Source organism: Flavobacterium limi (assembly GCF_010645075.1).
GTDB classification, from domain to species: Bacteria; Bacteroidota; Bacteroidia; order Flavobacteriales; family Flavobacteriaceae; genus Flavobacterium; species Flavobacterium limi.
Genome location: NZ_JAADZV010000003.1, coordinates 405,278 through 424,907 on the forward strand (window position 1 = coordinate 405,278; position 19,630 = coordinate 424,907).

General features: G+C 34.8%; 18 protein-coding genes and 1 tRNA gene. 9 read left to right on the forward strand and 10 right to left on the reverse strand.

What is annotated here, in order from left to right; translation table 11 throughout:
• Positions 1 to 22: 22 nt before the first annotated feature.
• The 4 genes from GXM16_RS08990 (at position 23) to GXM16_RS09005 (ending at position 3,110) form a co-directional block, all read left to right on the forward strand.
• Positions 23 to 544, forward strand: coding sequence for a class I SAM-dependent methyltransferase (locus tag GXM16_RS08990; protein ID WP_163394034.1), 522 nt, complete (start codon positions 23 to 25; stop codon positions 542 to 544).
• Between the two features lie 129 nt (positions 545 to 673).
• Positions 674 to 1,522 (forward strand): glycosyltransferase family 2 protein, encoded by an 849-nt coding sequence (locus GXM16_RS08995; protein WP_163394035.1) that lies wholly within the window; start codon positions 674 to 676, stop codon positions 1,520 to 1,522.
• Positions 1,523 to 1,602: 80 nt separating this feature from the next.
• On the forward strand, positions 1,603 to 2,349 hold the full coding sequence (locus GXM16_RS09000; RefSeq protein ID WP_163394036.1) for an MlaE family ABC transporter permease: 747 nt from the start codon (positions 1,603 to 1,605) through the stop codon (positions 2,347 to 2,349).
• Positions 2,349 to 3,110 (forward strand): ABC transporter ATP-binding protein, encoded by a 762-nt coding sequence (locus GXM16_RS09005; RefSeq protein ID WP_163394037.1) that lies wholly within the window; start codon positions 2,349 to 2,351, stop codon positions 3,108 to 3,110. The genes GXM16_RS09000 and GXM16_RS09005 overlap by 1 nt, the downstream gene beginning before the upstream one ends.
• A 67-nt stretch (positions 3,111 to 3,177) precedes the next feature.
• On the opposite strand, the gene GXM16_RS09010 is transcribed toward GXM16_RS09005, so the two are convergent.
• The 4 genes from GXM16_RS09010 to GXM16_RS09025 form a co-directional block, all read right to left on the reverse strand.
• Positions 3,178 to 3,780 (reverse strand): SprT-like domain-containing protein, encoded by a 603-nt coding sequence (locus tag GXM16_RS09010; protein ID WP_163394038.1) that lies wholly within the window; start codon positions 3,778 to 3,780, stop codon positions 3,178 to 3,180.
• A 53-nt stretch (positions 3,781 to 3,833) separates the two neighbouring features.
• Positions 3,834 to 4,511 carry an SDR family NAD(P)-dependent oxidoreductase gene (locus GXM16_RS09015; RefSeq protein ID WP_163394039.1) on the reverse strand — a complete coding sequence of 226 codons (678 nt, stop codon included), beginning with the start codon at positions 4,509 to 4,511 and terminating at the stop codon, positions 3,834 to 3,836.
• Between the two features lie 35 nt (positions 4,512 to 4,546).
• The gene (locus GXM16_RS09020) at positions 4,547 to 5,518 is read right to left on the reverse strand and encodes a M20/M25/M40 family metallo-hydrolase (RefSeq protein ID WP_163394040.1); all 972 of its coding nucleotides are present in this window, start codon (positions 5,516 to 5,518) and stop codon (positions 4,547 to 4,549) included.
• A 144-nt stretch (positions 5,519 to 5,662) separates the two neighbouring features.
• Positions 5,663 to 6,805 carry an acyl-CoA dehydrogenase gene (locus tag GXM16_RS09025; protein WP_163394041.1) on the reverse strand — a complete coding sequence of 381 codons (1,143 nt, stop codon included), beginning with the start codon at positions 6,803 to 6,805 and terminating at the stop codon, positions 5,663 to 5,665.
• A gap of 440 nt (positions 6,806 to 7,245) precedes the next feature.
• On the opposite strand from GXM16_RS09025, the gene GXM16_RS09030 reads away from it, so the two are divergent.
• The 3 genes from GXM16_RS09030 to GXM16_RS09040 all read left to right on the forward strand — a co-directional run bounded on the left by GXM16_RS09030 (position 7,246) and on the right by GXM16_RS09040 (position 10,366).
• The gene (locus tag GXM16_RS09030; protein WP_163394042.1) at positions 7,246 to 7,818 is read left to right on the forward strand and encodes a chalcone isomerase family protein; all 573 of its coding nucleotides are present in this window, start codon (positions 7,246 to 7,248) and stop codon (positions 7,816 to 7,818) included.
• Between the two features lie 140 nt (positions 7,819 to 7,958).
• A complete protein-coding gene (locus tag GXM16_RS09035; protein ID WP_163394043.1) occupies positions 7,959 to 9,185 on the forward strand; it encodes a Glu/Leu/Phe/Val dehydrogenase dimerization domain-containing protein in 1,227 nt (408 codons plus the stop codon).
• 242 nt (positions 9,186 to 9,427) lie between these two features.
• Positions 9,428 to 10,366: an energy transducer TonB gene (locus tag GXM16_RS09040; protein ID WP_229684273.1), complete on the forward strand. Its 939-nt coding sequence runs from the start codon at positions 9,428 to 9,430 to the stop codon at positions 10,364 to 10,366.
• A gap of 381 nt (positions 10,367 to 10,747) precedes the next feature.
• On the opposite strand, the gene GXM16_RS09045 is transcribed toward GXM16_RS09040, so the two are convergent.
• Positions 10,748 to 11,143, reverse strand: a complete 396-nt coding sequence (locus GXM16_RS09045) for an ExbD/TolR family protein (RefSeq protein ID WP_163394044.1) — start codon at positions 11,141 to 11,143, stop codon at positions 10,748 to 10,750.
• A 3-nt stretch (positions 11,144 to 11,146) separates the two neighbouring features.
• On the reverse strand, positions 11,147 to 11,842 hold the full coding sequence (locus GXM16_RS09050; protein WP_163394045.1) for a MotA/TolQ/ExbB proton channel family protein: 696 nt from the start codon (positions 11,840 to 11,842) through the stop codon (positions 11,147 to 11,149).
• A gap of 128 nt (positions 11,843 to 11,970) precedes the next feature.
• On the opposite strand from GXM16_RS09050, the gene GXM16_RS09055 reads away from it, so the two are divergent.
• Both GXM16_RS09055 and GXM16_RS09060 read left to right on the forward strand, forming a co-directional pair.
• Positions 11,971 to 13,197, forward strand: a complete 1,227-nt coding sequence (locus tag GXM16_RS09055; RefSeq protein ID WP_163394046.1) for a bifunctional folylpolyglutamate synthase/dihydrofolate synthase — start codon at positions 11,971 to 11,973, stop codon at positions 13,195 to 13,197.
• 180 nt (positions 13,198 to 13,377) lie between these two features.
• Positions 13,378 to 13,455, forward strand: a tRNA-Val gene (locus GXM16_RS09060).
• A gap of 429 nt (positions 13,456 to 13,884) precedes the next feature.
• On the opposite strand, the gene GXM16_RS09065 is transcribed toward GXM16_RS09060, so the two are convergent.
• Genes GXM16_RS09065 through GXM16_RS09080 form a run of 4 tightly spaced genes read right to left on the reverse strand, consistent with a single transcriptional unit; the run spans position 13,885 to position 19,580 of the window.
• A complete protein-coding gene (locus tag GXM16_RS09065) occupies positions 13,885 to 15,180 on the reverse strand; it encodes an HlyD family secretion protein (protein WP_163394134.1) in 1,296 nt (431 codons plus the stop codon).
• 2 nt (positions 15,181 to 15,182) lie between these two features.
• Positions 15,183 to 17,375 carry a peptidase domain-containing ABC transporter gene (locus GXM16_RS09070; RefSeq protein ID WP_163394135.1) on the reverse strand — a complete coding sequence of 731 codons (2,193 nt, stop codon included), beginning with the start codon at positions 17,373 to 17,375 and terminating at the stop codon, positions 15,183 to 15,185.
• A 2-nt stretch (positions 17,376 to 17,377) separates the two neighbouring features.
• On the reverse strand, positions 17,378 to 18,403 hold the full coding sequence (locus GXM16_RS09075; protein WP_163394047.1) for an alpha/beta hydrolase family protein: 1,026 nt from the start codon (positions 18,401 to 18,403) through the stop codon (positions 17,378 to 17,380).
• The gene (locus GXM16_RS09080) at positions 18,393 to 19,580 is read right to left on the reverse strand and encodes a radical SAM protein (RefSeq protein WP_163394048.1); all 1,188 of its coding nucleotides are present in this window, start codon (positions 19,578 to 19,580) and stop codon (positions 18,393 to 18,395) included. Before GXM16_RS09080 ends, GXM16_RS09075 begins: the two co-directional genes overlap by 11 nt.
• Positions 19,581 to 19,630: the final 50 nt, after the last annotated feature.

Sequence of the window (19,630 nt, forward strand, 5' to 3'; positions counted from 1 at the left end):
CTGCTTCGTTCACATTTATACTATGTACGAAAAAACGTTTCCAAATAAAAGATTTAAACTTACTCTGGAATTTTTACAAAAACACATCAAAACCTCCGAAACAATCCTTGATTTAGGTGTTGAAAATCCGTTTTCAAAAATAATGAAAGAAGCGGGATATGCCGTAAACAATACAACCGGAGAAGATTTAGATTTGAATCAGGATGCTTTAAAAAATGCCAATTCTGATGTAGTAACGGCGTTCGAAATTTTCGAACATTTATTAAATCCGTTTACAATCTTAAACGAAATCAAATCAGACAAATTATTGATTTCGATTCCGATGCGTTTGTGGTTTTCTCCAGCTTATCGTTCTAAAACAGATATGTGGGACAGACATTACCACGAGTTTGAAGACTGGCAGCTGGACTGGCTTTTAGAAAAAACCGGCTGGAAAATTATCGACAGACAAAAATGGACAAATCCGGTTAAAAAATTTGGATTAAGACCATTTTTACGCAGTTTCACAAACAGATACTACATTATCTATGCTGAAAAAGCATAAATATTGTAAATCCCAAAAATAAAATTCCAAATTCCAACTTTGGAAATCATAAAAAACAAATTCCAATTTGAAAATCGGTTCGAGTTGGAATTTGGAATTTAAGAGATTGGAATTTTAAATTGAAAATTTATGAAATATTACATCGTCATACCCGCACACAACGAACAGGATTTAATTGGTCTGACCTTGCAATCTTTGGTTTCGCAAACAGTTTTACCGGCAAAGGTTGTCGTTGTCAATGACAATTCTACAGATAAAACAGAAGAAGTGGTGCTGGGTTTTGCAAAAGAGAATCCGTATGTTTCTGTTATCAATAAAACTTCAGATGCAATTCATATGCCGGGAAGCAAGGTAATCCAGGCTTTTCAGAAAGGGTTTGAAACTTTAGATTCAGAATATGATATCATTGTAAAGATTGATGGTGATTTAATTTTTCCGCACAACTATTTCGAAACCATCATCAAACATTTCGAATCAGATCCAAAAGTCGGAATGGCTGGCGGATTTTGTTATATTGATAAAAATGGAGAATGGGTTTTAGAAAACCTAACCGATAAAGATCATATTCGCGGAGCTTTAAAAGCATACCGAAAAGAAACATTTCAACAAATTGGCGGATTACGGCCTGCCATGGGCTGGGACACAGTTGATGAATTATTGTGCAAGTATTACGACTGGAAAATTATCACAGACCAGTCTTTACACGTAAAACATCTGAAACCAACAGGTGCCAATTACAACAAAACAGCCCGCTATAAACAAGGTGAGGCTTTTTACACCTTAGGATATGGCTTTTGGATTACGGCAATTGCTTCTGCAAAACTCGCCATGATGAAGAAAAAACCATTTCTGTTTTTAGATTATATAAGAGGATTTTGGAAAGCAAAAAGCGCCAAAACCCCTTTGTTAGTTACTTCCGAACAAGCTAAATTTATAAGAAAGTATCGTTTACAAAAAATGAAAGAAAAGTTAATTTGATTGCCAAAACAGTCGAAAACCCTGAACTCATAACCCAAAACTCATAACTTCTTTTTACCTTAGCCAATATTTGTAAAACTATGATGTTAATTCGTTATTTATCCCAGGTCGGGAAATATTTTTTAATGCTGAAAGAAATTTTTAATAAACAGACCAAATGGTCTGTAATGAAAAGATTAATTTTCAAAGAAATCGACGATTTAATAATTGACTCTCTCGGAATCGTTTGTTTTATCTCTTTCTTTATTGGTGGGGTTGTAGCTATTCAGACTGCGTTAAACTTAACAAATCCTTTAATCCCAAAATATTTAATTGGTTTTGCTACCCGCCAGTCTGTAATTCTGGAGTTTGCCCCTACTTTTATCTCAGTAATTATGGCTGGAAAAATGGGTTCTTACATTACTTCAAGTATTGGAACCATGCGTGTGACAGAGCAAATTGATGCTTTGGAAGTTATGGGTGTAAATTCATTAAACTACCTTGTTTTTCCAAAAATAGTAGCCTTATTGATGTATCCTTTTGTAATTGGAATCAGTATGTTTTTGGGTATTTTTGGCGGATGGATGGCTTGTGCGTATGGAGGATTTTCAACCGGCGAAGATTTTATTGCAGGAGCGCAAATGGAATTTATCCCTTTTCATATTACGTATGCTTTCATCAAAACTTTGATTTTTGCTATGTTATTAGCCACAATCCCTTCTTTTCATGGCTATTATATGAAAGGCGGAGCGTTAGAAGTTGGTAAAGCTAGTACGGTATCATTTGTATGGACATCTGTTTGCATCATTCTTCTGAATTATATATTAACCCAATTATTATTAGGATAATGATAGAAGTAAAAAACATAGAAAAATCATTTGGTGACAGCAAAGTTTTAAAAGGTGTTTCCACAGTTTTTGAAACTGGTAAAACAAACTTAATTATTGGGCAAAGTGGATCCGGAAAAACAGTTTTATTAAAAACGCTGCTAGGAATCCACACTCCCGATTCCGGAACAATTGAATTTGACGGAAGAGTTTATTCTGATTTAGACAAAGATGAAAAACGTGAATTGAGAACAGAAATCGGAATGGTTTTTCAGGGAAGCGCTTTATTCGATTCGATGACAGTGGAGGAAAACGTTGCATTTCCGTTAAGAATGTTCACGAATAATAATAAAGCCCAAATCAAAGAACGCGTTGATTTTGTTTTAGAAAGGGTAAATTTAGTTGAGGCACACAAAAAACTGCCATCTGAAATTTCGGGAGGTATGCAAAAACGTGTAGCGATTGCGCGTGCTATTGTAAACAATCCGAAATATTTGTTTTGTGATGAGCCAAACTCTGGTCTGGATCCTAATACATCTACACTAATTGATAACCTAATTCAGGAAATCACGAAGGAATACAATATTACAACTGTGATCAATACACACGATATGAACTCAGTTATGGAGATTGGCGAAAATATCGTTTTCTTAAAAAAAGGCCTGAAAGCCTGGCAGGGAACCAAAGAGGAAATCTTTACAACCGAAAATGAGGCAGTTGTTAAATTTGTTTATTCTTCGAATTTATTCAAAAAGGTAAGAGAAGCTTATTTGAAAGGGTAAACTTTTAAATCCATATATCTTAAATCCCAAATTCCAAACTTGAAAAAAAATTGGAATTTGGGATTTTTTATTGAATGTTGATTAACTCTACTTCAGCATTTGGATTAAACAAATACAATTTCCCGGAACTGATTTCAAGACATTCAAAACGTTTTGTCCTGACAGCAATCTTCTTGAAAATTTTTCCATTTTTGATTCTGAAAACACTGCCATACGGAATTTCAAAAACATAATTTTTATCGTTTTCTTTATCATATTGCTTCAAAGCCAAAGACAAAGTGGTATCTGTATCACTGCTTGCCGAAGGATTCTTGAAATGCCTTGCCAGCAGTGGCAAAATATGATTAGGAAATATTTCCGGACGAATAAAAGGTATCATCAAACGCTGAAAAGTCAATTTCCATTCATTTCCATGGGGTTTTATATTCCGTCCAAATTTTTCAAAAGCGACCAAATGTGCAATTTCATGAATCAGTGTAATCAAAAAACGGTATTTATTTAAACTTGCATTTACCGTAATTTCATGTTTACCCGTATGTCCTCTCCTGTAATCACCATGACGTGTCTGACGCTCATTGACGATTTTAAGATGCACCTGATTGGCCACTATCAAATCGAAAACGGGCTTTACAGCATGTTCGGGGATATATTTGGCTAATGTTTCGCTCAATTTAGGTTAGATGTTATTTGTAAAAAGTTAGATGCATTCTGTTTGAAATTTAACTATGGATTTGTAGACGAAACTTCTAACACCTTCCCATTAAAGTATTTATTCCCATTAAGTGTAAAATCATAAATATAAGTCGCCATTCCTTCTGCGGAAATTGGAGCCTGATAACCCGGAAAAGCTTCATTCAGCATTTCTGTCTGAACGGAGCCCAATGCAAGAACGTTAAATGAAATCCCTTTTTCTTTATATTCTTCAGCCAATAATTCGGTTAATGTACCAACAGCACCTTTACTTGAACTGTAAGCCGCCAAACCTGCAAATTTAAGACTCCCACGCACACCGCCAATCGAACTGATGGTAACCACATGGCTTCCTTTTTCAAGATAAGGCAAACAAATTCGGGTAAGATTGGCTACGGCAAAAACATTCACTTTATAAATGCTTTCAAAATCAGCCTGAGTCGTTTCTCCAAAAGGTTTCAATAATAAAGCACCGGCATTATGTACCACAGCATCTACTTTTTTCCAGGCTGAAGAAAGGAAGTCGCTTACTGTATCGAGTTGGGATTCGTCTGCCAGATCAACTGAAAGGCAGGTAACATTGTGGTGTTCGAAAAGAGTCTGCGGAGTTTTTCTCGAAATGGCCAAAACCTGATGCCCTGCATTTGCAAACTGTAATGCCAGTTCATAACCAATTCCTCTTGAAGTTCCTGTAATTATAATATTTTTCATGAAGCAAAAATAATCAAATCTTAGAAAAGGAATCCTTATTTGGTCATTGTAATTTCCTGTACAGGCGATGTCGTAATTTTGGTAACAGCCGGCAAAAATTCCTGCGTAAATTTAGTTATATGCGGAATATCCATTAGCTGAAATTCATCTGACGGATGATGGTAAAATTCGAAATTCTCAAAATCAAAAGTACTTATGGACTGGCACGGCTTTTTGAATGCTTCATAAAAAGAATAATTATCAGAACGATAAAAAAGCTCGTATTCAGCTTCTTTTGGCAGAAAGCCAATTGTATTCTTTCCGGTATAATGATTAATTCTCTCTGCCATATTTGACTTATCAAAACCTGTTATATAGGCCAGATAATCACGTTTCATGGGTACACCGACCATCTCAATGTTGAGCTGGGCATATAAATTAAAATCTTTCTTTCTAAGTTTTTGTACTAAACTTTTCGATCCTAATAATCCTTTTTCTTCTCCTGCAAAAAATACAAAAAGAACGCTTCTTTTATTCGATTTTGTCTTCGCGAAATACTTCGCCATTTCTGCTACTACGGTTACTCCCGAAGCATCATCATTTGCACCATTATTAATTACATCTTCCTGCTTGTTTTTTAGCAGACCGATATGATCGTAATGCGCACTCAAAACCACAAACTCTTTTTTGAGTTCGGGATCACTTCCTTCTAAGTATCCTACAATATTATAAGCCGGTGACTTAAAATTCGTAAGCGTATCACGATACGTCGCAAAATAAGACTTTATATTGTTCTTCCTAAAAAAATCTTCCAGAAAAACAGCCGCTTTTTCAATTCCTCGTGTCCCTGTTTCCCTTCCTTCCAATTCATCTGAAGAAAGATATTTCAAAAACTCAGCAACGTCACTTTGTTCGACTTTATAATTGATTTCTACTGGTTCGGATACTGATGTCTTTTCACTAATTGTTGAAACAACTGATTTACAGCTCAATATAGCGAATGCCAGAAGGAAGTATATTTTCTTCATAAAAATGATATTGAATTGCTACTGCGTATAACTAACAGTATCGTTAAAGAATAAACTTCTGAAAAGTAAAAAAAATAATCGTAAAAAAACCCTTTCAAAGCTAAAAAAGCCGATAGGGTTTAGAGTATTAAAACAAAGAGTAAATTATTCTGAAATAACCGCTCTTGAAATTACAATTTTCTGAATTTCGGATGTTCCTTCATAAATCTGGGTAATTTTGGCATCACGCATCATACGTTCCACATGATATTCTTTTACATAACCGTTTCCTCCGTGAATCTGAACAGCTTCTACAGCCGTATCCATAGCCGTCTGCGAAGCAAATAATTTAGCCATCGCGCCGCTTACATCATAATTTTTATGCTGGTCTTTATCCCAGGCGGCTTTTATACACAAATGGCGTGCTGCTTCAATATTTACCGCCATGTCTGCCAATTTAAAAGCAATCGCCTGATGATTACAGATTTCAGTACCAAAAGCTTTACGTTCTTTTGAATATTTTAAAGCCAGTTCATAAGCTCCCGAAGCAATTCCCAAAGCCTGAGAAGCAATACCGATGCGGCCGCCGGCAAGTGTTTTCATGGCAAATTTAAATCCGAAACCGTCTTCTCCTATTCTGTTTTCCTTTGGAACCTTCACATCACTGAACATCAAAGAATGTGTATCAGATCCGCGGATCCCCATTTTTTGTTCTTTTGGCCCAATCGAAAATCCGGGCATATCTTTTGTCATAATCAGGACATTTATTCCTTTATGTTTCAGTTCGGGATGCGTTTGTGCAATAACCAGATAAACAGAAGCTGTATTTCCATTCGTAATCCAGTTTTTTGTACCGTTTACCAAATAATGGTCCCCCATATCGATAGCGGTTGTTTTTTGCGAAGTGGCATCACTGCCCGCTTCTGGCTCGCTTAAGCAAAATGCTCCGTGAATTTCACCTGAAGCCAGACCTGGCAAATATTTTTGTTTTTGTTCTTCTGTACCAAATTCCTGAAGTCCCCAGCAAACTAAAGAATTATTCACAGACATTACTACCGAAGCCGAAGCGTCAACTTTTGAAATCTCTTCCATTGCAATTACATATGAAATCGTATCCAGTCCACTACCACCGTATTTAGGATCTACCATCATTCCCATAAACCCTAGCTCTCCCATCTTTTTTACCTGCTCAGTTGGGAAAATTTGCTTTTCGTCTCTCTCAATTACCCCAGGCAACAATTCGTTCTGAGCAAAATCTCTCGCAGCCTGCTGAATCATTAAATGTTCTTCTGTTAGATTAAAATCCATAATAGTGGTTCTTTAGTTGTTAAAATGCTTTGCGTATTTTCATTAAAAAAGCTTTTCAAAGATAAATTTTAAATACCAAATAACAATGCACGCATAGTATTTTGGGTTTTAATATAAAAAAACTATAACGTTTTCGTTTTAACTTTAAAATAAAATCAGCAAAACCCGAATATAGCAACATATTACTCAAAATTTAAGAATAAAATTACACAGAAGTAAAAATTAATACCGAACACTTTAGAGATTTCGCAACTAACTGTTGCAGCGTTTGAAAAATCAGGATAAAATTACTCCTACTAATTTGATTTTTAATTCAATAGATTTAGAAATCAACAGACAATATCACAAAAAACTTAGCGTTTAAAAGACTACATTTTGAAGATTAACAGTATTTTTGCAAAAAAACAAAAAACACTAAAAACAATTTATTAAGAATGACTATGAAAAAGATTTTACTATTACTCACACTAATTTTAAGCATACAATTCTCTGTATCCGGACAATCTCATATTGATGTAAATGGCGTTACTGTTCCAAGAAAAATTGAGGTTTTAAACAAAACCCTGCAACTTAACGGAGCGGGAGGAAGATCAAAAATGTGGATGGAAGTGTATGTTCAGGCTTTGTACTTATCACAATTAACTCAGGATGCCCAGTTCATTATTGACAGCGACACTGAAATGGCTATCCGAATTGAAATTACTTCTGCGATGGTTTCAGCCAATAAATTGGGTAAAGCCATGGATACAGGCTTTGAAAAATCAGCAGGAGACAATCTTCAGACGTTACGCCCAAGAATTGATGAGTTAAAAAAGCTTTTGAGTGACAAAATAACCGAAAAGGATGTGTTTATATTAGCTTACAATCCTTTGGATCAAACTATGAACGTTTTCAAAAATGAAGCGCTTAAAGGAAAAATTCCGGGGTTTGATTTCAAAAAAGCATTATTCGGAATCTGGCTTTCTGACAAACCGGTAGACGAAACCTTAAAGAAAAACTTATTGGGCCAATAAAACATCTGATTTTATAAATTTTAAAGCCGAAAACGATTTGTTTTCGGCTTTCTTTTTTTCAATAACAAAATTGATTCAAAATACATTATTCGCATTATTCTATTTTATATATTTACAAAAACTAAATATACTTTAACAAAATGAAAGATTTATTGTCACAATTTGAAAACAAGGAGCCTGAAATTGTTTTTAACTGGAAAGATTCTGAGACAGAAGCCGAAGGATGGACTGTAATCAATTCGCTTCGTGGAGGAGCAGCGGGAGGCGGAACCAGAATGAGAAAAGGTCTTGACATGAATGAGGTTTTGTCATTGGCAAAAACGATGGAAGTAAAATTCTCAGTTTCAGGTCCTGCAATTGGAGGCGCTAAATCCGGAATTAATTTTGACCCCAATGATCCACGAAAAAAAGGGGTATTGCAGCGCTGGTACAAAGCCGTTTCGCCTTTATTAAAAAGTTATTATGGAACCGGGGGCGATTTGAATGTAGATGAAATTCATGAAGTTATACCAATGACCGAAGAGTGTGGTGTGTGGCATCCGCAGGAAGGTGTTTTTAACGGACACTTTAAACCAACGGAAGCTGATAAAATTAACCGAATTGGCCAATTACGCCAGGGAGTTATAAAGGTTATCGAAAACCCTAAATTTTCTCCGGATGTAACCCGAAAATATACCGTTGCCGATATGATTACAGGCTTTGGTGTCGCAGAAGCTGTACGTCATTTTTATGCAATTTATGGCGGAGAGATAAAAGGGAAGAAAGCAATTATTCAGGGATTTGGTAATGTGGGTTCGGCTGCTGCTTTTTATCTGGCAGAAATGGGCGCGAAAGTTATCGGCATCATTGACCGTGACGGAGGATTAATCAAAGAAGAGGGGTTTTCTTTTGAAGAAATCAGAACTTTGTTTTTAAATAAAGACGGAAACAAATTAGTAGCCAATAATATGATTCCGTTTGAGGAAATCAACTCAAAAATCTGGACGATTGGTGCTGAAATCTTCACTCCTTGTGCAGCTTCCAGACTGGTAACTCAGGCACAAATAGAAAATTTAATTGCAAACGGTTTAGAAGTCATTTCTTGCGGAGCGAATGTTCCTTTTGCAGATAAGGAAATTTTCTTCGGATCGATTATGGAAGAAGTAGACCGTAAAGTAAGTTTGATCCCTGATTTTATTTCGAATTGCGGAATGGCAAGGGTTTTTGCTTATTTTATGGAGAAAAAAGTTCAGATGACGGATGAAGCGATCTTTAATGATACTTCAGAAATTATAAAAAATGCGATTATAAAAGCTCATGCTTTGAATTCCTCAAAAACAAATATTAGTGCAACTGCTTTTGAAATTGCTTTGAAACAGTTGGTATAAAAAACATATTACATTATTACCAAAGGATCAAATAGTAAAATTTGATCCTTTTTTTGTTTCCAGCAGATCTGGCTGATTTAATTTTGGGTTTATGACGAAAAAAAACCTCCCTAATCTGCCAGATCTGCGAGCAAAACATTCTGTACAAAATCCCTCCGTTACTTTCATTCTAAACAATTTTTACTACTTTTAAACGTTTTTATTTAATAATAGCATACAAATTCAGAATCGAAAAAAGTTCAATGAAAATGAACCCTTATAAAATTAATCCCAACAGAGCAGACGCTGCAATTTCTTCTGACAAAAAGAAATCATTATTAATCTCCGCAGCGATATATGCAGTATTACTGCTATTACTGTTTTTTATACGTTTCTGGCCCCCTTATAATCCTGAAAATAATGTAGCACTTGCCGAAGGTGGCGGTGGCGGTGGTGTAACCGTAAATTTTGGAGACAGCGATTTAGGCTCGGGTGCCAATTATAAAAGCGAAGTTCTGGATGTAAAAAACAACGTAAAACAAGCTCCTGCAAAAGCAACTCCTGAAGAAGAGGCAATCATTACTCAGGAAAACACAACCGCAGATAGCGATGTTGTTATTCCAACAAAAGAAAAGCCTAAAAAACCTACTCCCGTGGAAAAACCGGTTACAAAACCTGTTCCTGAAAAACCTAAAGTTTCGAATTCTACCAATGATGCGTTATCCAGCATTTTAAAAGGTTCGAACAAAGGTGGAGATGGTGATGATAAAGTGGCAGGAAACAAAGGAAAAGCAAACGGAAGCCTAAGTTCTGGCGGTTATTACGGAAGCGGGGGGTCAGGTGGAGGAACCGGTGGCGGTAATGGAACCGGAAATGGTATTGGAACCGGAAGCGGTTACGGAGCAGGAAGCGGCGGTGGATCAGGCGGCGGATCAGGGTATTCTTTAGGAAACCGCAGAGCATTGTCTAAACCGGCACCAAAATACACCTGCAACGAAGAAGGAAAAGTCGTGGTTGAAGTTTCGGTTGATCAAAACGGAAAAACAATCAGTGCTACTCCCGGAATTAAAGGAACAACAAACACAGCAAAATGTTTATTAGATCAGGCCCGAATTGCTGCCATGAATACCAAATGGGAATCGGACAATGACGCTCCTGTAAAGCAGGTTGGGAAAATTATTTATAATTTTAGTTTAAATTAAAAACACGGATTTCACGGATTTATACAAATAGAAAAAAGGGCTTTCTGAAGATTTCAGAAAGCCCTTTTTTCTATTTGTCATTTCGACCTAAGGGAGAAATCACACTATAAACTCTGCAAACTTAGTCACCAATCTTTGTCGAATCCCGCGTGTGATTCCTCGTTCCTCGGAATGACAAGATTGTGGTTCTACAAAGATTTTCGATATTTCTTTGCGGAGTTTTTTAGTAGGATTGCTTCGTTCCTCGCAATGACCCGATTTTACTCCTTTATGTTCGCGTGAGGGATTACTTCACTTAATCTTTATTTTAATTGGAGTTCAGTGAACTTCGTTTGCAGCAAACTACCGAAATAGTGCGAATAGCCCGACCAAATGATTCTTTTATTTCGGACTCGTGGCAATTACAAATTTCAGATTATTCTTCACTCCGATCTGTAGTACATCTACCAGATCCTGAACCTGAAGATTAAACGGGATACGAACTACAACGGTTTGCTCCTTGTTGTCTCCAATTTTAGACATCAGGCTGGTTTCTAATTCTTCAAAAGTGACCGGCTGTTTGTCGATATAGAATTTTTTATCTTCAGTAACCGATAAACTGATGAGCTGTTTATTGGTTTTTTCATTTGATTTTGCTTTTGGCAACGTCATTTTGATGACATTCGGATTTGCAAGTGTTGATATAATTAAGAAAAACAACAGCAGGAAAAACATAATATCACTTAAGGACGATGTCGCCACCTCAGCATGAAATCTTCTTTTTCTCTTGATAGACATGGCTTATGCTCTTTGAATTATATTGACAAATTCTAATATCTGTTTCTGGATTTTTAATGCAAAATCATCAATTTTGCCGTTCAGGATATGGTAAGCGCTGTAGGCAATAATCCCTACAATAAGTCCTGCCCCACTACTGATCATTTTTTCGTACAATCCGCCGGAAATGTTTCCGATACTAATATTTTCTGTTACCGAAATGCTGTAAAAAATCTTAATTACTCCCGAAATAGTTCCAACAAACCCAAGGGTTGGTGCGATACCGGCAATAAGTCCCAAGTGTCCTAAGCGGCTTTCCATTTCGCCAATTTCAATATCGGCAGCACGATCCATATTCGATTCGATTTCAGCAATTGGACGCCCAATCACCAAAACACCTTCTTTTAAAATATTTCCGGCAGATGTATTGCTCCTTTCGACAATTGATCTTGCCAGTTCGATATTTCCGGAATTCAGTTTATCTCCCACATCCTGCATTAAACGATTGTCTATTTTTGATGCTCTTGTGATATATAAATAGCGTTCAATGATAACATAAATGGTATAAAATAATAAGATTGCGATTGGAATAAGAAATACACCTCCTTTTAAAATAAATCCTAAAACTGAAATTTCGGTATTGGGTGCAACTTGTTCGATAACTACGTTAGATGCGGCGTTTGCAATAGTATCTGTCTGTAATTGAATGAAGCTAAACATATATTAATTCTGGTTTATAATAATTAATTCTAAAAAATATTTGAAATTTGCAATAAAGATAATTTTCACTCTATTATTAAACTAATAAAATCGAAAATTATTTCAATTAATCGCTATTTTATTCGAAAATGAACTATCAGGAAACTACGAATTGGATGTTTAATCAATTGCCCATGTATCAGCTTCAGGGGGCTTCGGCATACAAAGAAGATTTGACCAATATCAGACTATTGGCGGCGCATTTGGGCAATCCACACAACAGTTTAAAATGCATTCATGTTGCGGGAACGAACGGAAAAGGCTCTACTTCGCACATGCTCGCTTCGGTTTTGCAGGAAGCCGGATATAACGTTGGTTTGTACACTTCGCCACATTTGAAAGATTTCAGGGAAAGAATCAAAATAAACGGAAAGGAAATTTCGGAAGAGTTTGTTATTGAATTTATTGCAAAACACAAAAATTTCTTTGAAGCAAACGATATGAGTTTTTTCGAAATGACGGTTGGTCTTGCTTTTGATTATTTTGCTTCGGAAAAAGTAGATATTGCCGTTATTGAAGTTGGTTTGGGCGGAAGACTGGACGCTACGAATATCATTACACCTCTGGTTTCGGTAATTACGAATATTGGTTTAGATCATATCCAGTTTTTAGGAAACACGCTGGAAGCTATTGCAGGGGAAAAAGCCGGAATTATCAAACCGAATGTCCCGGTAGTTATTGGCGAATATACCGATGAAACCAAGCCGGTGTTTTTGGCTAAAGCCGAAGAAAACAATGCGCCGGTTTCTTTTGCGTCCGATTTGATTGATCAGATTTATTTGTCAGACTTAATTGGTGATTATCAGTTTCACAATAAAAAAACGGTTCAGCAGACGATTTCAATTCTGAACAATCTAACCGATTTTAAAATTTCGACCGAACAGTTAAAACAGGGTTTATTGCATGTTGTAAAAAATACCGGTTTGCAGGGAAGATGGCAGCAACTAAGCGAAAAACCAAAAATCATTTGCGACACGGCGCATAACAAACATGGGCTGACAGTTGTTATGAACCAGCTTCAAAATGAAAAGTTTGAGAAACTGCATATTGTTTTGGGTGTTGTCAACGATAAGGACTTAGATGCTATTCTGCCTTTATTTCCAAAAGAGGCGCAGTATTATTTCTGCAGCCCGGATTCTTCAAGAGGACTACCCGCCGAAACCTTAAAAAATGAAGCAGAAAAATATGATTTAAAAGGCAAAAAATACGATTCGGTTGCAATCGCATTCGCGGAAGCAAAGGAAAATGCCACCGAAAATGATTTTATCTACGCTGGCGGAAGCACTTTTGTAGTTGCCGAACTGCCTTTAAATTAAAAACAGTTCTTTTTTTATCTAAAAAGTTTAGAAAAACACTTTTAATAACAAATTCATAAACAAGGAGATAAAATTTATTTTAAAAAAAGTTTTATTTTTTAATTGATTTTCTTTGGAGAACTCAAAAACTACCGTATATTTGCACTCGCAATCACGAAATGATAGCAGCCTAGTAAAATAGGGCGATTAGCTCAGCTGGTTCAGAGCACCTCGTTTACACCGAGGGGGTCGGGGGTTCGAACCCCTCATCGCCCACCATAAGAGACAAGTTAGAAATATTCTGATTTGTCTCTTTTTATTTTTATCTAATTACTTGTTAATTAAGTACATTAGTTACACTTCTTCATTGACTCTTGCGGTTCGAAATCCTATTCCGTCAAAGATTAGATTTTCTGGAAATATTGAACCGATTAAATCCCTGCACTCCACAAACTGCGAATTATCATAGATTTTTTTGAATTGAATACTCTTTTAATTTTATCTAAATTGATTTTTTTTATTCGTTCAGAAAATTATTTAAAAAAACAACTAACAATCAATGCAATATCTAATAAAATGTGTTCGCAAATCTTTTTCCGATTGGATATTTCAATAAAAGAGGTTATTACACAGTTTGATGTTCTGGCGATTGGCCAGGATGGTGTTAAAAAGTCAGTAAGGAATTCGAATCTAAATACAAACTTTTATCTAAACTTGTTTAAAAATACTTTTAAACTGATATAAAATTCTTTCGAGCAAGCGTAAATCTTCAGTTACAATCTCAGCACTTCCTTTCATTTCCTGCTGAAAAGCGATTTGTTTCTTATATGAAGTTTGCAATCCGTTTGGAAGAGCTACATCCAAAAGTAAATTCCCATCTTTATCAGGAACCAGAGAAATATTCTGGATCTTTCCTTTTAGCACACCAAATTCCCTATCTGGAAAATTTGCTAATCTAATGTTTACAGTTTGTCCAACCTTTATCTTTCCGGAATTTAAAGCCGTCGCTTTAACTTTTCCAACAAAACCATTTTTAGTATCCGGAATAATAGAGAAAACATTATCACCAGTATTTATGGTTTGATTTTCTGTCCAGACCTGTAAAAAAGTAATTACTCCGCTAATTGATGATTTTAAAGCATAAGCTAACTCCCAATCTTTTATTACTTTTTTAAGCTGATAAAAAGATTGCGCCATATTTCTGCCCAAGGTAACTTCTTCCTTAGTGCCGCTAATTTGCGAATTGTGACTTAATTTTGAATTATCAATCAAAGAGGATCTCAATTGTGAAATAGACGTTAAAAGACTCTTATAACTCTTTTGCGCCTGAAGATAACCTAACTTTTTAGCCTCCATTTCCTGAGCCGAAATTATTCCTTTATTGAATAGCGTTTCAAAACGTGTGATTTCATTTTTCTGAAGCTGCAATTCACTTTCATTAATTACCTTTTGCTGTTGCAGAATTTCTAATCTTTCTTTAATCTGAACTTTCTCTGAAACCTGCGCTCTGCTTTCGACCTGAAAAGGCTGTAAATCTTTATTTAATTCTTCTGCTTGATAATCTTTTTGAAAGACTGCAAAAGCGCTTTCAATTTCACCTAACTGCGCATTTTTTAGCAAAGCAAAAGGAAAATCTATTTTTGGATTGTTTATATTAAACTCATCAACAATTTTTTTTAATAAAAAGACATCTTTATAATTCGCTGTATTTTCAATAATAGCCAATGTACTGTTTTTTGAAACTATAGATTTATCTTTTACCAAAATTGCTTCGATACGGCCTGAAGATTTTGAAACAACCTTCTCCGGTGGAATATTTGTTGTAATTACAATTTCAGAATTTACAACATCTGGATATTTGATAAACCATGAGACAAAAAACAACATTAATATAATTAAAAATATTACAACTGTTCCCCAGCGTATCATCCAATGTGGCACTTTGGTAAGGATATCCTGAACTTCTTCGCTTCGTAATTCAAATGTATTATTATCTGTAGTCATCATTAATTTCCTAATTGTAATTGATTCCGAACAAGTTCAAAATAATTTCCTTTTTGTTCTACTAAAGCTGAATGTGATCCAATTTCAATAATTTTACCCTTATCCAAAACCACAATTTGGTCTGCATTAATGACTGTGCTTAAGCGGTGTGCAATAATAACAACTGTTTTATTTTTAAAGAAAACATCCAGTTTGCGCATAATTTCCTTTTCATTATTTGCATCTAAAGCCGATGTAGCTTCGTCAAAAAACAATATTTCAGGGTTTTTATAAACTGCTCTCGCAATTAGTAAACGTTGTTTTTGTCCTGTACTCATCCCTATTCCCTCAGCACCAATTTTAGTATTGTAGCCAAGAGGTAAACTATTAACGTATTCCTTTATGTTTGCGACGTCTGCTGCGTATATCAATCGATCTTTATTAACTCTATCAACTCCTATCGCAATATTATTAGCGATTGTATCACTAAAGATAAATCCTTCCTGCATAACAGCTCCAATATGTGTTCGCCACGCTTTTTGTGAAATATTTTTAAGTTGTGCATTTCCAATTTTAACATCACCTTTTTCTGGCTCATAAAACTTAAGGAGTAATTTCATTAATGTGGTTTTTCCACTTCCGCTAACGCCAACGATTGCAGTAACTTTATTAGCCATAATATTCAGAGTTAGATTATCTAGAACCGGTATCTCTGAGCCAGGATAGCGATAAGAAAGATTCTCAAGGATAATATCTGAATTAAATGGAACGTCACTGTTTTGATGAAGTTCTTGCTCTGTTTCATCTTCTTTTTCATGAATTTCAGACAATCTAGACAAGGAAATTTTAGCATCCTGAAACTCCCGTATAAATTCAATAAGGAGAATGACAGGTCCGTTTAAGCTTCCAACAATCGAGCTTATAGCAAGCATCATTCCCAGAGTAATGGAGCCATCAATCACTAACCTGGCTGAAAGAAAAATAATAAAAATATTTTTTAATTCATTAATAACAGATGACCCAATTGATTGAGTTTGTTCTAACGCAAGTCCCTTGATTGAGACCCTGAACAGTCTTGCCTGAAGGTACTCCCATCCCCAACGTTTTTGTTTTTCTGCGTTGTGAAGTTTAATCTCCTGCATCCCGTTGATTAGTTCGATTACTCTGCTCTGCTCTTGTGAGACCTCTGCAAAGCGCTTATAATCTAATACTTCTCTTCTTTTTAAGAATAAGGTAATCCATCCGAAATAAAGCAAACTTCCCGAAAAAAAAACGAGAAAGATTTGAAGATTGAAATAAGCTAAAATACCGCCCATTATTACCATATTTATAATAGAAAACAATACGTTTATTGATGAGGTAGTAAGAATTTTTTCTATTCGGTGGTGATCGCTAATACGCTGCATAATATCTCCTGTGATGCGTACATCAAAGAACGAAATTGGCAGATTCATTAATTTTATAAAAAAATCTGAAATCAATGAGATGTTTATCCGCGCAGATAGATGAAGTAATATCCAACTCCTTATAAACTCCAGTCCAATTCTTCCAACAAAAAGAAATAGTTGGGCAAAAAGAATTAAATAAATAAAGCTGACATTCTGGTTCTGAATTCCTATATCAACAATACTCTGTGTTAAAAAAGGAAAAATAAGCTGTATTAAGCTACTTGCCGCTAAACCGATGCTCAATTGAGTGAGAAATGATTTGTATCGCAATGCGTATTGTGATAGATGTCTAAAACCCAGTCTTTTGTTTTTCTCTACATTAAATTCGGTTTCAAAAAATTTTGGAGTTAAATGCATTAATAATACAACGCCTTCATTTGTAGCGTCATTTGCATTGTTTCCAATCCAAAATTTCAGAAAATCTTGTTTGTTATATTCAATCAAGCCAATAGCCGGATCAGAAATGTAGTATTGTCCCTTTTTTATCTTATAAAGTACAACATAATGCTTTTTGTTCCAATGCAAAATGCACGGAAGTGGTATTTCCTCAAGTTGCTTAATACTTAGTTTTGCACCTAAAGTTCTAAAGCCAATTTTTTCTGCAGCATCACTTAGAAAAAGAAAATTGCTTCCTTCTCGTGTTGTTTCGCAAATGTCTCGTAAATCTTGAATTTTGATTGTTTTACCATAATGTTTAGCTATTATCTTTAAACATGTTGGACCACAATCCTTATGTTCAGTTTGTATATATGAAGTAAATGATTTAATCATTATTTTTTTACGCTGTTCTTTACCAACCAGTTTTGTACATCATTAAAAACAGTATCCCAACAATAATTCCCTTCAAGTTCATTCCCATCCTTATCAAATTGTTTTTTAACATAGTTGTGATCTAGGTCAGGATATACAAACATAGTAAGATTCTTTTCTCTTAGTAAAAAAGGAAGCAAATCATTATTTAATGCTCCCAAGTCTTCAGTGCCGTAAGTAACAAGTATTGGATTAGGAAATTTTAATAAGCTTTCATAAGACAATACACTATTGTAACTCAAACTATTATATTTCTCGGGGTCATTTTTATACTTTTTGATAGTGCCAATATTTTTAAAACTATCAATATCTTTTTCAATTTCCTTTTGAAGTAAGCTGTCTGACGGTGTAAATAGTGTTTCTATTCTGGATTTAAGTACATATTCAGCAATTCTGTTGAATGGATTTGCCGACATACATACTAGTTTTGCTATTTTTTTGTTGTTCTCAGATAGTTTGGCTGCAACCCTGTATCCCTCTGAATGTCCTATCACAAATATAGAGTCTTTTTGAACCCATTTTTGTTTGTAAAGAAAATCTATAACAGTTTTCGCCTGAAATGTTCTATATTCCAAATTGTCATTTTTTATATAGTTAGACGGAACTTCTCCATCTTTATTCCGAAAACCATTAATATCCTTTTCATAAGAGCCTGTCAGGGGAATTCCATATCTTGGTATAATGATAAAATTAAATTTTTTCAAGTAAGGTTCAATTTCAAAAGGAAAAGCTGTTACACTTGCTCCGGTTGAATCATGAAAAATAACTGGTTTCGGAAGTGATCCCTGTAAAAACAAGATCGTAGGTTTAGCGATTTTTTTTTCTATATTGGTAGTTAGAAAACAAACCGTATCTTTTTTAGAAATAAAATTTATTTTAGAAAGACCATTTTGTTTTAGGTATTTGACCTCATCAGTTTGTGAAAATAAATTTAACTGAGTAAAGAAGGCGCAGATAAATATTATGTTTTTTCTTTTAAGTAGCATATTGATCTAATTCAGTTATGATTTCATTATAGTTTAAAGCTTCAACTTGTAAATTCTGGATAGTTTCTAATGGTAATTCGCTTAAAAGTTGATTCTGAATATGACAGATTATTTCAATAATTTCTTTACAATATATTGAAGGATTGTCAAATTGGTTTTTTGGTGAATATCTGTGCCCTAGATAACCTCCTCCACAAATACTTTCTAGTGCGCAATTTTTGCATTTCTCACAGAGATTATCATGTCCATAATAGAATTTTTGAGCCAATTCTGAACCTTCGTAAATAGAGTTTAATTCATCTTTGTCAACATTAAATTCTGTTTTTGTAAAACCGTTGCCGCAAATTCTTAAAGTGTCCACTGTTTCAATACTGCCATTTGTTTCTATTACCAATGTATCATTGACGCCTTTTCCAAAATTTTCTGAATTTTTATCCAGCCCCAGTATTAATCCAATTAAATCATTTAAAGGTCTTATTTCAGGTTTGTTTTTATCTTCATCGTTATACCAAAGATCAAACATTTCGACTAACCAAATCCCAATTTTTGGTACAGAGTTTTGATCCGATAAAATATAATTAAAGTCCTGAAATAAAAAGTGTATTGAATTTGCGCCTAATTTTTTGAAGTGGTTATATACATCTTTTGGTTTTTCATTTGTATCGATAACACACAAAAAATCACTGTATTCGTCACCATAAACATCTTTTACTAGCGCTGCGCCCCTGATTATTTCATCATAAGACCCTTTACCATTATGATAAATTCTGTTTTTATTATTTGAACTTGGTGTTCCGTCCAGACTGATTCCAATACCAATTCCTAATTCACATAGTTCTTGACATATTTTTTCATCTAATAATACTGCATTGGACTGCATTGTATAGGACATTTCAATACTTGAAGGAATGATCTCGTTTACAAATTTAATAAAGTCCTTAAAAAAAGTTATTCCTGCTAGTAAAGGTTCTCCACCGTGGAAAATGATTAAGAAATCTGTAAGATTATTTTCATTACAATGATTCTTTATACGGGTTAACATCGATTTCACAGTCTGCTGTGACATGAATTTAGGTTGTGACTTATAGCTGTCATCTCCCATGTTATACATATAACAATATGTACAATTGAGATTACATCGGCTTGCAACTTTAACGACTAGGTGCGTTGTTCTCATTTTATTTTAAATTATTAAAGCACGAAAATAAATTCGTGCTTTTTGATGAA

Bases quoted from the DNA above. Each gene is read 5' to 3' on its own strand.
- GXM16_RS09075 (WP_163394047.1), bottom strand. From the start codon at position 18,403: ATGCTACTTAAAAGAAAAAACATAATATTTATCTGCGCCTTCTTTACT.
- GXM16_RS09040 (WP_229684273.1), top strand. From the start codon at position 9,428: ATGAAAATGAACCCTTATAAAATTAATCCCAACAGAGCAGACGCTGCA.
- GXM16_RS08995 (WP_163394035.1), top strand. From the start codon at position 674: ATGAAATATTACATCGTCATACCCGCACACAACGAACAGGATTTAATT.
- GXM16_RS09005 (WP_163394037.1), top strand. From the start codon at position 2,349: ATGATAGAAGTAAAAAACATAGAAAAATCATTTGGTGACAGCAAAGTT.
- GXM16_RS09045 (WP_163394044.1), bottom strand. From the start codon at position 11,143: ATGTCTATCAAGAGAAAAAGAAGATTTCATGCTGAGGTGGCGACATCG.
- GXM16_RS09000 (WP_163394036.1), top strand. From the start codon at position 1,603: ATGATGTTAATTCGTTATTTATCCCAGGTCGGGAAATATTTTTTAATG.
- GXM16_RS09055 (WP_163394046.1), top strand. From the start codon at position 11,971: ATGAACTATCAGGAAACTACGAATTGGATGTTTAATCAATTGCCCATG.
- GXM16_RS09015 (WP_163394039.1), bottom strand. From the start codon at position 4,511: ATGAAAAATATTATAATTACAGGAACTTCAAGAGGAATTGGTTATGAA.
- GXM16_RS09050 (WP_163394045.1), bottom strand. From the start codon at position 11,842: ATGTTTAGCTTCATTCAATTACAGACAGATACTATTGCAAACGCCGCA.
- GXM16_RS09025 (WP_163394041.1), bottom strand. From the start codon at position 6,805: ATGGATTTTAATCTAACAGAAGAACATTTAATGATTCAGCAGGCTGCG.
- GXM16_RS09080 (WP_163394048.1), bottom strand. From the start codon at position 19,580: ATGAGAACAACGCACCTAGTCGTTAAAGTTGCAAGCCGATGTAATCTC.
- GXM16_RS09020 (WP_163394040.1), bottom strand. From the start codon at position 5,518: ATGAAGAAAATATACTTCCTTCTGGCATTCGCTATATTGAGCTGTAAA.
- GXM16_RS09030 (WP_163394042.1), top strand. From the start codon at position 7,246: ATGAAAAAGATTTTACTATTACTCACACTAATTTTAAGCATACAATTC.
- GXM16_RS09035 (WP_163394043.1), top strand. From the start codon at position 7,959: ATGAAAGATTTATTGTCACAATTTGAAAACAAGGAGCCTGAAATTGTT.
- GXM16_RS08990 (WP_163394034.1), top strand. From the start codon at position 23: ATGTACGAAAAAACGTTTCCAAATAAAAGATTTAAACTTACTCTGGAA.
- GXM16_RS09065 (WP_163394134.1), bottom strand. From the start codon at position 15,180: ATGACTACAGATAATAATACATTTGAATTACGAAGCGAAGAAGTTCAG.